The organism is Pseudomonas sp. H1h (assembly GCF_000633255.1).
Lineage (GTDB): Bacteria > Pseudomonadota > Gammaproteobacteria > Pseudomonadales > Pseudomonadaceae > Aquipseudomonas.
Genome location: NZ_AYMJ01000018.1, coordinates 296,707 through 310,074, shown reverse-complemented (window position 1 = coordinate 310,074; position 13,368 = coordinate 296,707). Strand labels below are relative to the sequence as shown.

Genomic DNA, 13,368 nt, shown 5'->3' with positions numbered 1-13,368 from the left:
CACCGGGGCTCTTTCGTTACCTTTGCGTCAACTTGTGGTGTGACTTCGCGCCCGCGCCGAGCGTTGTTTGTAACCCGGCAACGCGGCGGCGTAAGCCAGCGCCTCTTCTCTGCTACCAAACGACGCAAGGCGGTCGCCCTGGGTACAAACCCGCCATGGGCCGTTGTTCACGCTGAGTACGTCGTAGCCGTTCATGTGCATCTTGTTCAGTACAGGAATGCTCATGGGTACCTCCTTTTCTGCCGGCGATTGATTCAGCCATACCTTTTTACCTTACACCCAGCGGCTGCCGGTGTGCCGACCGAGTGTCGCGCCAGCGTTCCGGCACTTTTTGCTCGACCGGGCAATCCAAGATCCCACGGAACCTCTGGTTTGCGGCCCGGCTCGAATATTGCAGATTTATTTCATTTATGTGACACGCAGTAAACAGGTAACAGATGAAAGTACGTGCAACCGTCATTTGCGAGCAGGATCGACACATCCTCCTGGTGCGCAAACCCAGATGCCGCTGGACCTTGCCGGGTGGCAAGGTGGAGCCCGGGGAAAGCAAAGCCACCGCAGCAACGCGCGAGCTGCAGGAAGAAACCGCACTGGAGGCGGAACAGGTGCTTTATCTGATGGAGTTGCGCAGCGGCAGCACCCAGCATCATGTCTACGAGGCGTCAGTGCTGGACCTCGAACAGTTGCGCCCGCAAAACGAGATCACCGAATGCATCTGGCATCCGCTGGACGCCGTGCAGAATCTGCCCACCAGCGACGCGACGCTGCGCATCGTGCAGGCATTTCAGCGACGCTTGTGAGGTTTCAACCGGCGAACGCTCGGCGTCCGGCGCTCATTTCCGTGCGCAATTCGCCGATGAAGTTGGAAATATCGCGGATCGTCACCAGGTGTTCCGGCGACACACCATTGAGCAACAACTCGACCCGTCCGGAGTCAGGCTCGTAAACCTTGATCCGCAACAGTCCCTGCTCCACTTGGGTGCATTCGCATTCAAGCGACGGAAAGCCGGATTCGACTATCCGGCAAATGTCGGCAATGGCTAGCATGGGCGCACGCCTCGCAGGCGATGAGTCGGTCGACCCGTTGAGCATAGATGAGGCTTCGCCGACCTGCCGCCCCGGCAATTGCCAACCCGATCACATTTCTGGCGCAGCCTCAGTGCGCATCATGATCCCAGATCCAGTTCCACATCCCCGGCAGTTGCACCGGCTCCGAACTTTGCTGAACCGTGCGCGCCAGCGCCGCTTTCTGCAACGCCGCATGATCATCGTAAAACGGCTTGTCCGCCAACCTCACGCCAGTGGCTGCGGCACTGTCGAGGAGGATTTGCAGGTACTCGCGGGTATGGCGTGCGGTATAGCGGTTGAGGTCATGAAAGGTCACCACCACCGGAATCACCCCGTCCACGGTCGGAAATTCCCCGAGGGCAATCCGCTCGCGGACTTCCGACAGCTGCCGCAACATGTTCGCCCGGCGCCTGGGGCTGGCGTTGAAGCCCCAGATCTTGCCGTCGTTGGCGCTCAAATCGGTCAATAACACGTGCAGGCCGTGCTGTTGATAGGCCGCGAACGTGCGTTTGTCGTAATTCCAGAATGGCGGCCGCAGCAGGATTGGCGCCGCCCCGGTGATCGCGGCGATATCTGCACTGCCGTTGGTCAACGACTGCTCCAGTTCCTGCGGGTCGAGCGAGCGATGGTTGGTGTGCCAATGAGTGGCCGTGTGAAACCCCAGGATGTGCCCTTCGGCGTGCTCGCGGCGCATGATGCCGCGGCCGATCTCACTGTTGCCGGCACGGGGCGCGCGGGTCTGGACGAAGAACACCGCTTTGATGTCCGGTTGCACCGGGTTGACCTTGAGGCTGTCGAGCACCGTCGCCGACGGGTTCCAGAAGCTCGAAGCGCTCGGGCCGTCATCGAACGTCAGCAGAAACCGCACCGGCGCCTGGGATTCGAGACGGGTGGCGGTTTGCGCGGTCATCTCGATGGGCGCCGCTATGCAGCCGGCCAGCCCGAGCGCGATGGCCGCAGCACAGAGAAAGTTGAAAGCGTATTTCATGTTTTGCCTTGCGCCTGACCGTTGCGGCCCTGTTGTCGACTGGCAAAACTCCCTCGCCCTGATCCATCCCTGCGCCCGGCTGTTCGAGCCAGGTTTGGATAGGGTACACAGGCTTTGGTTCCGGCGCTCGTTCAGTCAGCCAGTACCTGCTGGAACGAGGTGTCGATGATCCCGGCGGTGGCCAGTGGCGCCGGCAATGCCTTGACCTTGAACAGAAAGTCCGCGGTGCTTTGCAGGTCTGCTGCGGCCTGTTGATCCACTGGCCCGACCGTCATGTGCGCCTGACGCAACCAGTGGCGTGACACCTGCTGATCGAGGTTGGCTTTCTTCGCCCAGAGATCTGCGTATTCGTCGGTATGGCTGTCGACCCAGGCTCGTGCCTGCTTCAAACGTCCGAGAAAATCGGTGATCGCTGCGCGTTTACTGTCGATTGATGGCGCCGACGCCGCAATGGCGCTGAGGCCCGGCATCAGGTTCTTCGCGGTGAGAATCGGTCGCGCACCGGAAAACACGATTTGCTGGGAGATGTACGGCTCCCACACCGGGAAGGCGTCGATACTGCCTTGCGGCAACGCAGCCGCCGCATCGATCGGCATCAGCTTGACGAACTCGACGTAATTTTCCGGCAGACCGCCCTGCTCCAGCGCACGCAAGGTCAATTGCTGGCTCCAGGCCCCGGGCCAATAAGCGACTTTCTTGCCTTTCAGATCGGCGATGGTTTTCACCGGCGAATCTTTCGGCACCAGCAACGCGATGGTGTCCGGGTTCTGCCGCGATACACCGATGAGCTTCACCGGCGCCTGTTTGGCGGCGAGAAACAGAAAACCGGAATCGCCGAGAAAGCCCAGATCCAGCGAACCGGTCTGCAACGCCTCGGCCAATGGCGCAGCCGCCTGGAAATGCTTCCAGTCAACGCTGTAAGGCGCGTCTTTCAACACCCCGGACGCTTCTATCGAGGCGCGGATGTTGTAGTAATTCTGATCACCGACGTGCAGGACCAATGGCTCAGCGGCGTAGGCCAGCGGAGTGGCGAACAGTCCGGCAATCAGGGTGGTACGGAGGAAACGGGAGAGCTTCATGGCGGTTCCTGCAATGGATTTTGCATAGACCATAACGCTCTTGATCAGCCATTTTTAAATTCGATTAATGCATAAGCTCAGCACCCTGAATGCTCGCTGTCCGTTACGCAACAGCCCCTCGTCACACTGTTGCTCCAGCAACAGCTGAACACCAGCAAACCTGGCAATCCTCCCGTAAACACGGGCTCAGACACACATGGCACAGAGCCTGCAATATTCCATTGATGCAGGACGCAGCCGTTAAAAATATATTTTCGGACATAAAAACAGTGCTTTTGCCGGAGCGCCCCCATGACATCGTTCTTACCGTTTTCCCGTCTCAAAACGCTGCTGGTCGCCAGCGCCATGGCGCTGGGCCTGCAACCGCTGGCCCACGCCGCCGAAGCCGCGCCCGCCGAGGTTCATCTGGATTACGCCTATTACTCCCCCGTGAGCCTGGTGCTCAAGCATTTTGGCTTCCTCGAAAAAGCCCTGCCTCAGACCAAAGTCAGTTGGGTGCTCAGCCAGGGCAGTAACCGTTCGCTGGAATACCTGAACAGCGGCGGCGTCGATTTCGCCTCCAGCGCCAGCCTCGCTGCCGTGCTGAGCCGCGCCAACGGCAGCCCGATCAAATCGGTCTACATCTACAGCCGCGCCGAATGGACCGCGTTGGTGGTGCGAAAAGACTCGCCGTACCAGAGCGTTGCCGACCTCAAAGGCAAGAAAATCGCCGCCACCAAGGGCACCGATCCTTACCTGTTCACCCTGCGCAGCCTGCAACAGGCCGGGCTGAAAAAAGACGACGTGGAGTTGGTACACCTGCAGCATCCGGACGGCCGCACCGCGCTGGAAAAGGGTGATGTCGACGCCTGGGCAGGCCTTGACCCGCACATGGCGGCCAGCCAGGTCCAGGCCGGTTCGCGCCTGCTCTATCGCAACCCGGCGTTCAACAGTTATGGCGTGGTCAGCGTCACCGAGCAGTACGCCAAGGAGCATCCGCAAACCATCGCCAGCGTGATCAAAGCCTACGAACAGGCGCGGGAATGGGCATTGAAAAACCCGGATGAGTTCGCCGCCCTGCTCGCCAAGGAATCCGGCCTGCCGCTGGACGTGGCCAAGCTGCAACTGTCGCGCACCGACCTGAGCAGTCCGCAACTGACCGCCAAGGATGTGCAGGCCTCCAAGGCAGCGGCGCCGATTCTGGTTTCCGAGGAGCTGGTACGGCGTGGGGTGAATATCGATCAAGTCATCGATCAGTTGCTCGACAGCGGTGTGCAGCAAGCCGTCGCCCGCCAGTAATCGATCAGACTCACCGCGAACCGGTGCCTGACGCGGTTTCGCGGTGAACGGAGCCCACGTATGACCACACGCAGTAATGAACTGCCCGCACCTGGGCGCCTGTCGAAGACGCGTCCTTCCCCGCTCAATCCAACCTGGCGACGGCGCTTGAAAGGCCTGGCCCTGCCGCTGCTGGCCGTAGTCGCACTGGAGTTCATCGTGCGCATCGGCTGGCTGCCGTCCTACCAAATGCCCGCCCCGAGCGAGATCGCCCTGACCCTCACCGACCTCGCCGAAGGCGCTTTGTGGAAGCACATTGGCGCCAGCCTGATTCGCGTGTTGCTCGGGTTTGCGATCGGCGCCAGCCTGGCGCTGGTGTTTGCCGCTTGGGTCGGTCTGAGTCGTGAGGCCGAAGCGTATCTGGAGCCGACGTTCGCCGCCCTGCGCTCCATCCCGAGCCTGGCCTGGGTGCCGCTGTTGCTGCTGTGGCTGGGCATTGATGAAACCTCCAAAGTCGTGCTGATCGCCATCGGCGCGTTCTTTCCGGTCTACGTCAACGTGGTCGCGGCGATTCGCAACATTGATCGAAAACTGGTGGAGGTCGGGCACATTTATGGCTTCAGCCACCTGCAACTGGTTCGGCGAATTCTGTTGCCGGCCGCCCTGCCCGGTCTGTTCACCGGGCTGCGCAGCGGCATGAGCCTGGCGTGGATGTTTCTGGTGGCCGCCGAACTGATCGCCGCGACCAAGGGTCTGGGCTATCTGCTCAGCGATGGGCGTGAAACCTCGCGACCGGACATCGTGCTGGCGGCCATCATCGTGCTCGCCCTGCTCGGCAAACTCAGCGACGGGTTGCTTGCGGGGCTGGAGCGCCGCTGGCTGGCCTGGCGCGACACGTTCTCAGGTCAAGAGGCGAAGGCGTGATCCTCAATCGTCCCGCGTCAAAACCTCGAGCAACTCGATCTCGAACAGCAGATTCGAATTCGGCGGGATCTTGCCCATCGTCCGCTCGCCATAACCCAGGTGCGCGGGCACCAGCAGCTTGCGCTTGCCGCCCACCTGCATGCCCATGAGTCCCTGATCCCAGCCCTTGATCACCCTTCCAGTGCCAATCACGCACTGGAAAGGTTTGCCACGGCTGTGGGAAGAATCGAACTCGCTGCCGTCTTCCAGCCAACCGGTGTAATGAGTGGTGATCAGCGCGCCTTTGACGGCGGCCTTGCCCTCGCCCACCTGGAGATCGATTACCTGCAGTTCATCATTCATAACATTCACTCTATTGTTCAGCTGGCGGCCGTTTTCCCAGAATTGTCGGTGATTGGCAACCCGCAAGCGCAGATCAACGCTGTATCCGAAGTGAGTGACCAAGCATTAACATAGCAAACCGCCATTACTTCTCGGATCGACTCCTCATGCTGGCAGCGCCCCAATGATTCAGCTCTGGATCGGCCTTGCCATTGGCGTCGTCATGCTTGCTGTGATTGCCGTGCTGGTTTTGCGCGAACGCGACTTGCGCCGGCAGTTAGCCGAATACCGAGAACTGCTGGCCCGCGCCGCCGAAGGCAGGAACATCCATCAGGACCACGACGCCGAGCGCTTCAAGCGCAGCCAGTATTTTGCGCGGATCGGCACCTGGGATTGGGAAGTCGACACCGATCGACTGTACTGGTCGGACGCGATCTACGGCATGTTCGGGTTCAAGATCGGCGAGATCACTCCGTCCTATGCGCTGTTCTGTTCCTGCGTGCACCCGGACGATCGCCTGCGCGTGCGCGACGGCGAGTTGCGCTGCCTGGAGACCGGCGAAAACCACGATGAGGAGTACCGCGTGGTCTGGCCCGATGGCACGATTCGCTGGCTGCGGGAGACCGGTAACGTGGTGCGCAACGACCACGATGCGGTCATCAAAATGATGGGTGTGGTGCGCGACATCACCGAAGAAAAAGCCTCGGCCAGTTACCTCAAGCACCTCGCCCACTACGACCCGTTGACCGGACTGCCCAATCGACTGGTGCTGGAAGAGCGCCTGGCCGAAGCACTGGACCAGGCGCGACAAACCAACACCCGCGTGGCACTGGTGTTTGTCGACCTGAACGGTTTCAAAAACATCAACGACCATTACGGCCACGCCGCTGGCGACCGCGTATTGATCACCACCGCCACCCGCCTCAAACGCATCCTGCGCGCCACCGACACCGTCGCGCGCATCGGCGGCGACGAGTTCGTGGTGATCCTGCAAGGCCTGGCGCCGAGCCTCAATCTGCAAGACGAAGCCCGCCGCATCTGCCAGAAGATTTTCATCGAACTGTCGCCACCGATCGGCATCGGCAACGACCAGCGCCACATCGGTACCAGCCTTGGGGTGGCGGTGTTTCCCGACCATGCGCCAACCATGGATCGGCTGCTGCACATTGCCGATCTGGCGATGTATGAAGCCAAGCGCAGTGGGAACAATCAGTATCGGTTGGGCGGCGAAAGCCCTGCACGAGTGCATGTGCAGGGCCTTTGAGCCCGGTGCTTAACGCTCGACTGGTTGCATCTGGACGATGGTGCCGTTGGTGATCATGACCATTACGTACTTGTCGTTGATTTGCACCCACTGCGCCTGTTCGATCGGTGCTTTCAAGCCTTTCTGTTTCCAGTTTTTCAAGGCTTTGTCGCTGCGCTGATAAATGTCTGGAGCCCGGTCGTTGACCTTCAATTCACGGTCGCTGGTCGGGGACTGGACAGCAGGTTCGCTTGAGGTTTGCGCCGCTTGAACAAGTGGACTGATCCCGGCAATGCCGGCGACGAGCGCCAGGCTGGCGATTAGGGTTTTGCTGTTCATCGGTGAACCTCCTTCAGATGTGTGATACCTGAACTCCGACTGCGGAGTCACAGAATCATTCCTTGTTTTTTTGCCTGGGCTGGCCGGGAGAGTGTAGTTGGCAGACAGGCCGTTCTCGCGAGCCAGCTCGCGCCCACAGGATCCGGGCTCAACCGCGTGCTTTTGCGCTAACATGCCGCGCAAAATCCCGCCGAGTGAACAAGGACATCACCGTGAACACCTATCTTGTCGTCAATCTGGTTTTGCTCGGACTCTGCGCGCTCTATTGCGTGTACCTGTTCAATGCGCTGGTTGCCCGGCGCAATGAAATCAAAAACGCCTTTGCCCAGGTTGAAGTCCAGCTCAAGCGCCGCTACGACCTGATCCCCAATCTGGTAGCGGTTGCCAAAGGCTACCTTGCCCACGAGCGTGAAACCCTCGAAGCGGTGATTGCAGCGCGCAATGCCGCAGTGGTCGGGCTCGAGGCTGCACAGGCGCAGCCGGGCAGCGCAAAAAACATCGAACAGTTGGGCCTGGCGGACAGCACCCTCAGCAGCGCTTTGAGTCGGCTGAATGTGACGCTGGAGGCTTATCCCGACCTCAAGTCTTCGCAAAACATGCAACAACTCAGCGAAGAGTTGAGCAGCACTGAAAACAGGGTCAGTTTTGCGCGCCAGGCCTACAACGATGCGGTAATGGCCTACAACACGCTCAAGCAGGGCTTTCCGGCCTTGCTGCTGGCCCCCGGATTCGGTCACGGCAGCGACGCGGCGCCGTTGAAATTCGCCGACACGCTGGCAATCAAAGTCGCCCCCAAAGTTTCTTTCTGACCCCTCTCTGCCCACGGACGGCCTCATGAATTTCTTCCAACAACAACGCCAGGCGCGTCACCAGACCGCTTTGCTCGTCGCGCTGATGATCATCGCAGTGCTCTGCCTGATCACCCTTGCCAGTCTGCCATTTGTCATCGGCGTCCTTGATAACCAGCATGACAGCGAGGCCAGGATCAAAGCCCTGCACACCACAGCCGTGGTCGCCATGATCGTTTCGGGCATCGTGTTGCTCGGCAGTCTGTTCAAGTATTTTCAACTGTTGGGCGGCGGCAAAGTGATCGCGGAAAAGCTTGGCGGGCGCCCGGTCAACGACGACGTGCGCACAGCGGATGAGCGTCGACTGATGAATGTGGTCGAGGAAATGGCGCTGGCCTCCGGCGTCGCCATACCGGCGGTGTATCTGCTGCCCGACGAAACCATCAATGCGTTCGCAGCGGGTTTCACCCCCAAGGATGCGGTGATCGGCGTCACCCAGGGCGCGATATCGCTGCTGACGCGCGAGGAACTGCAAGGGGTGATCGCTCACGAGTTCAGCCATATCTACAACGGTGACATGCTCCTCAATACCCGCTTGGTGGCGACTGTCCACGGGATTCTGGTGGTGGGTCTGGCCGGCGCCTATTTGCTGTTTGGTCTGACCAGGTCGAAGAAAAGCAAAAAGAACGATGACGGATATCTTTTGCTGCTGCTGGCGTTCATGGGCATGGTGTTGTGCGTGGCCGGTTTCATCGGCAGCTTCTTTGCCAACGTGATCAAGGCTGCCGTGAGCCGACAGCGCGAATACCTCGCTGATGCCAGCGCCGTGCAATTCACCCGCAACCCCCAAGGCATTGCCGGCGCGCTGAAAAAAATCGGCAGCCAGGGCTCGACCCTGAGTTCGCCACGGGCCAAAGAGTTCAGCCACCTGTATTTCAGCGCCGGCTCGACGTCATTCTTCAAGAGTCTGTTCGCCACCCATCCTGACCTGAGTGAGCGCATCCGGCGGATCGATCCGCAATGGGACGGCCAGTTTACGTTACCGCCCGCGCAGTAACCGCCTGCACACCTGAGCACGATGCCTCAGGCGCACTCGACAATTTCAGGACATTACGATGAATTTCTTCCAGCAACAGCGCCAGGCCAAGCGCCGCACCGTGTATCTCATTTTCTTGATGTTCATGGCAGTACTCAGTCTGATCGCAATGTCGTGTGTGCTGATGACCATCCCGGTCGAGGATGGCAGCGGTAACGTCCTGATGGATTTGAAGCTCGATCGGCAGTTGGTCATGACCGTATCGGCGGTGGTCGTCAGCATCGTGCTGCTGGGCAGTCTGACCAAGCTTGCGGATTTGTCAGAAGGCGGCAAAGTGGTTGCGCGACGCCTCGACGGGCGCGTGATCAACCACAGCGCGCAGACGCTGGAAGAGCAGCGATTGATGAACGTGGTGGAAGAAATGGCCATCGCCTCCGGAACCGCCGTGCCCACGGTGTACTTGCTGCCCGATCTGGGCATCAACGCCTTCGCGGCGGGACTCACGCCACAGGACGCCGTCATCGGCGTCACCCAGGGCGCAATCAGTGTGCTGACCCGTGACGAGCTCCAAGGGGTGATCGCCCATGAGTTCAGTCATATCTATAACGGTGACATGCGCCTCAACACCCGACTGATTGCCATCGTCCACGGGATCATGGTTCTCGGGTTGACCGGCAGCTATATCCTGGAAGGCACGGAACATGTCGGCAAAACCCCGCTGCAGCGCAGTAAGTTCGTCGCGATACCGATGTTGATTGGTTTTGTACTGTTGTTTGTGGGTATCGCGGGGACGATTTTTGGCAATCTGATCAAATCTGCAATCAGTCGACAGCGTGAATTCCTCGCCGATGCAACTGCTGTGCAATACACCCGCGACCCGCAAAGCATCGCCGGTGCGTTGAAGAAAATTGGCGGTTATGAATTGGGCGCAACCATCAGTTCCGCGCGCGCGGAGGAATACAGCCACTTGTACTTCGGACCGGGTTACTCGAACAGCGACTCGACGGCTTCCCATCCTGATCTGCAGGAGCGAATTCGCCGAGTCGATGCGCAATGGGACGGCAGCTTCATCAAAATCGCAGCAGCGCAAACCGAGACGCAGTCCACCGCCAGACCGCCCCTACCGGAGGCGTTCGGCGGTGTTCCCGCTGCGGCCAAGTCGGTGCTTTACGATATGAATGCAGTTCAGGCTTCTGTTGCGGCCATGGGTGCCCCGCAAAAAGAACACCTGATGGAAGCTCGCCGTGTGCTGGAAGACATTGAGCAAACGCTCAAATCCGCAGCCCGCAACATTGAGGGCGCACAGGCCATTGTTTATGGGCTGCTGCTGTCACGTTTCGATTCCCTGCAAGGGGCTCAACTTGATGCACTGCGGCGGGAAATCGACGAGAGTGTGTTTGATGCCGTGGGTCTGCTGCGTGAACCACTAGCGCAGCTCAATCCCGGCCTGCGTCTGCCATTGCTTGATCTGGCGATTCCAAGCCTGCAACAGCTGGACAAAAAATCGTTTGCCAAGGTCAAGCGCAACCTGAATCTGCTGATCGACGCCGATAACGAAACCGAGTTGCTGGAGTGGACGCTGCTGCGCATCGTCGAACGCAATGTCGAGGGCGCACCAGCGGTACAGTTCAAATTCGGCCTGTTCCAGTGCGCCGAACAACTGCTGGTGCTGTTGAATGCGCTGGCGCGCGCCGGTCAGCAGAATCAGCAAGTGGCGTTACAGGCGCTGCACTTTGCCTGGGAGGAATTGCCGTTCGAGCGACCGTTGGAATTGCCTGTCGAGCTTGAGGATCTGCAAGGGCTCGAAGCCGCAATCAAACGCCTGCGTCACCTGATGCCCGAGGAGCGCCCCGCCCTGCTCAATGCCATGACCCGGTGTGTGATGCATGACGGGGTGATCACTGTGGCGGAGGCCGAGTTGTTTCGTGCGGTGGCGGATCTGCTCGATTGCCCGCTACCACCCTTCCTGGTCACACCACCCGAAACGCAAACCAGCAAGAAAGAAATTGCAGGCGAAGAAGCCAGACAATCCAGCATTGGCGTTGCCTGACACACCGCATTCGCGAGCAGGCTCGCTCCCACAGGGCCTAGTGGCATTAACAAGATTTGCAGACAACCCACAAACCTGTGGGAGCGAGCCTGCTCGCGAAGAGGCCGGCACATCCAATATTTTCTTCGCCTGATACACCGCTTTCGCGAGCAAGCCCGCTCCCACAGCGCCCAGTGGCGTTAACAAGATTTGCAGACAACCCACAGACCTGTAGGAGTGAGCCTGCTCGCGAAGAGGCCGGCACATCCAATATTTTCCTCGCCTGATACACCGCTTTCGCGAACAAGCCCGCTCCCACAGCGCCCAGTGGCGTTAACAAGATTTGCAGACAACCCACAAACCTGTGGGAGCGAGCCTGCTCGCGAAGAGGCCGGCACATCCAATATTTTCTTCGCCTGATACACCGCTTTCGCGAGCAAGCCCGCTCCCACAGGGCCCAGTGGCGTTAACAAGATTTGCGGACAACCCACTAACTTGTGGGAGCGGGCTTGCTCACGAAGAGGCCGGCACATCCAATATTTTCTTCGCCTGATACACCGCATTCGCGAGCAGGCTCGCTCCCACAGGGCCTAGTGGTGTTAACAAGATTTGCAGACAACCCACAAACCTGCTCGCGAAGAGGCCGGCACATCCAATATTTTCTTCGCCTGATACACCGCTTTCGCGAGCAAGCCCGCTCCCACAGCGCCCAGTGGCGTTAACGGGATTTGCAGTCAAACCACTAACTTGTGGGAGCGAGCCTGCTCGCGAAGAGGTCGGCACATCCAGCATTTTCATTGCGTGATAAACCGCTTTCGCGAGCAAGCCCGCTCCCACAGGTGCGGTGGTAATTCAGAGGATTGATCCACTTGGCGCATCAATCCATACCAATAATGCAATTAACATCCGGTTACACCTGCGCCACTATCCGCCGCAATAACAACCGTGCGCCGCTTCCACGTCGCGCACGTCATAAAAGCGGTGGAGTTCTTTTCTATGACAGCCTCAATCCCTCACGGCGGCTCGCGGGCCGGCGCCATTTTCCGGGTGACCTCGGGCAATTTCCTCGAACAGTTCGACTTCTTTCTGTTCGGTTTCTACGCCACGCAGATCGCGGCGGTGTTCTTCCCGGCGAGCAGTGAGTTCGCTTCCCTGATGATGACGTTTGCCGTGTTCGGCGCAGGCTTCTTGATGCGTCCGCTGGGGGCTATCGTGCTCGGTGCCTATATCGATGACGTGGGCCGCCGTAAGGGGCTGATCGTCACCCTGTCGATCATGGCCAGCGGCACGATCCTGATCGTGCTGGTGCCCGGGTACGAAACCATCGGTCTGTTCGCTCCGGCGCTGGTGTTGATCGGGCGGCTGTTGCAAGGCTTCTCCGCCGGTGCGGAACTGGGCGGGGTTTCGGTGTACCTCTCGGAGATCGCCACCCCGGGCCGCAAGGGCTTTTTCACAGCCTGGCAGTCGGCCAGTCAGCAAGTGGCGATCATTGTCGCCGCTGCGCTGGGCTATGCGCTGAATGCGTGGATGGCCCCCAATGTGATTGCTGACTGGGGCTGGCGGATTCCGTTTTTCGTCGGTTGCATGATCGTGCCGTTCATCTTTCTGCTGCGCCGTAACCTGGCGGAAACCGAGGAGTTCGCCGCACGCAAACACCGCCCGAGCATGGGCGAAGTGTTCCGCACCCTCGGCCAGAACTGGGTGGTGGTGCTTGGCGGCATGCTGATGGTCGCACTGACCACTACCGCGTTTTACCTGATCACCGTCTACGCGCCGACCTTCGGCAAAACCGTGCTGCACCTGAGCACCTCCGATGCGCTGCTGGTGACCTTGCTGGTGGGTGTGTCGAACTTCTTCTGGCTGCCGATTGGCGGCATGTTGTCCGACCGTATCGGCCGGCGTCCGGTGCTGATCACCATGTCGCTGCTGGCCCTGGCCACCACGTATCCGGCGCTGTCATACCTGGTGCAGGCGCCGAGCTTCAGCCACATGTTGCTGTCGCTGCTGTGGCTGTCGTTCATTTACGGCATGTACAACGGCGCAATGATTCCGGCGCTCACCGAGATCATGCCGGTGGAAGTGCGGGTGGCCGGTTTCTCTCTCGCTTACAGCCTGGCGACCGCAATTTTCGGCGGCTTCACCCCGGCGATGTCGACCTTCCTGATCCAGTACACCGGTGACAAGGCCGCGCCCGGTTACTGGATGAGCGTCGGCGCACTGTGTGCGTTGTGCGCCACGTTGTACCTCTATCGCCGCGCAGGCGGCCGGTTGCAACCGGTTGCCGCATAAGGAGCAA

14 protein-coding genes are annotated in these 13,368 nt (G+C 59.8%); 8 read left to right on the top strand and 6 right to left on the bottom strand.

Going from position 1 to position 13,368, the window contains the following annotated elements:
• Window positions 1-27: 27 nt before the first annotated feature.
• Window positions 28-225 carry a hypothetical protein gene (locus U862_RS0117110; protein WP_025111520.1) on the bottom strand — a complete coding sequence of 66 codons (198 nt, stop codon included), beginning with the start codon at window positions 223-225 and terminating at the stop codon, window positions 28-30.
• 212 nt (window positions 226-437) lie between these two features.
• Between U862_RS0117110 and U862_RS0117105 the strand changes: the two genes are divergently transcribed.
• On the top strand, window positions 438-800 hold the full coding sequence (locus tag U862_RS0117105; RefSeq protein ID WP_025111519.1) for an NUDIX hydrolase: 363 nt from the start codon (window positions 438-440) through the stop codon (window positions 798-800).
• Between the two features lie 4 nt (window positions 801-804).
• On the opposite strand, the gene U862_RS0117100 is transcribed toward U862_RS0117105, so the two are convergent.
• From U862_RS0117100 to U862_RS0117090, 3 genes are all read right to left on the bottom strand, one after another.
• Complete coding sequence (locus U862_RS0117100; protein ID WP_003225919.1) at window positions 805-1,047, bottom strand: DUF1652 domain-containing protein; 243 nt, start codon at window positions 1,045-1,047, stop codon at window positions 805-807.
• A 109-nt stretch (window positions 1,048-1,156) separates the two neighbouring features.
• Window positions 1,157-2,056 (bottom strand): polysaccharide deacetylase family protein, encoded by a 900-nt coding sequence (locus tag U862_RS0117095; RefSeq protein WP_025111518.1) that lies wholly within the window; start codon window positions 2,054-2,056, stop codon window positions 1,157-1,159.
• 131 nt (window positions 2,057-2,187) lie between these two features.
• A complete protein-coding gene (locus U862_RS0117090) occupies window positions 2,188-3,135 on the bottom strand; it encodes an ABC transporter substrate-binding protein (protein WP_025111517.1) in 948 nt (315 codons plus the stop codon).
• 291 nt (window positions 3,136-3,426) lie between these two features.
• Here U862_RS0117090 and U862_RS0117085 point away from each other — a divergent pair, with 291 nt between their 5' ends.
• A complete protein-coding gene (locus tag U862_RS0117085) occupies window positions 3,427-4,413 on the top strand; it encodes an aliphatic sulfonate ABC transporter substrate-binding protein (RefSeq protein ID WP_025111516.1) in 987 nt (328 codons plus the stop codon).
• A gap of 60 nt (window positions 4,414-4,473) precedes the next feature.
• Window positions 4,474-5,316: an ABC transporter permease gene (locus U862_RS0117080; protein WP_025111515.1), complete on the top strand. Its 843-nt coding sequence runs from the start codon at window positions 4,474-4,476 to the stop codon at window positions 5,314-5,316.
• Window positions 5,317-5,319: 3 nt separating this feature from the next.
• On the opposite strand, the gene U862_RS0117075 is transcribed toward U862_RS0117080, so the two are convergent.
• A complete protein-coding gene (locus U862_RS0117075) occupies window positions 5,320-5,658 on the bottom strand; it encodes an FKBP-type peptidyl-prolyl cis-trans isomerase (protein ID WP_025111514.1) in 339 nt (112 codons plus the stop codon).
• A 163-nt stretch (window positions 5,659-5,821) separates the two neighbouring features.
• Here U862_RS0117075 and U862_RS0117070 point away from each other — a divergent pair, with 163 nt between their 5' ends.
• A complete protein-coding gene (locus U862_RS0117070; RefSeq protein ID WP_025111513.1) occupies window positions 5,822-6,901 on the top strand; it encodes a sensor domain-containing diguanylate cyclase in 1,080 nt (359 codons plus the stop codon).
• 9 nt (window positions 6,902-6,910) lie between these two features.
• Here U862_RS0117070 and U862_RS0117065 read toward each other — a convergent pair whose 3' ends face one another.
• Window positions 6,911-7,219 carry an RcnB family protein gene (locus U862_RS0117065; RefSeq protein WP_025111512.1) on the bottom strand — a complete coding sequence of 103 codons (309 nt, stop codon included), beginning with the start codon at window positions 7,217-7,219 and terminating at the stop codon, window positions 6,911-6,913.
• A 212-nt stretch (window positions 7,220-7,431) separates the two neighbouring features.
• Here U862_RS0117065 and U862_RS0117060 point away from each other — a divergent pair, with 212 nt between their 5' ends.
• From U862_RS0117060 to U862_RS0117045, 4 genes are all read left to right on the top strand, one after another.
• Entirely contained in the window at window positions 7,432-8,028 is a 597-nt protein-coding gene (locus tag U862_RS0117060; protein WP_049828019.1) for a LemA family protein, read from the top strand.
• Window positions 8,029-8,053: 25 nt separating this feature from the next.
• Window positions 8,054-9,064: a M48 family metallopeptidase gene (locus U862_RS0117055; protein ID WP_025111510.1), complete on the top strand. Its 1,011-nt coding sequence runs from the start codon at window positions 8,054-8,056 to the stop codon at window positions 9,062-9,064.
• A gap of 58 nt (window positions 9,065-9,122) precedes the next feature.
• Window positions 9,123-11,093, top strand: coding sequence for a M48 family metallopeptidase (locus U862_RS0117050; protein ID WP_025111509.1), 1,971 nt, complete (start codon window positions 9,123-9,125; stop codon window positions 11,091-11,093).
• Between the two features lie 975 nt (window positions 11,094-12,068).
• Window positions 12,069-13,361 carry an MFS transporter gene (locus U862_RS0117045; RefSeq protein ID WP_025111508.1) on the top strand — a complete coding sequence of 431 codons (1,293 nt, stop codon included), beginning with the start codon at window positions 12,069-12,071 and terminating at the stop codon, window positions 13,359-13,361.
• Window positions 13,362-13,368 lie beyond the last annotated feature (7 nt).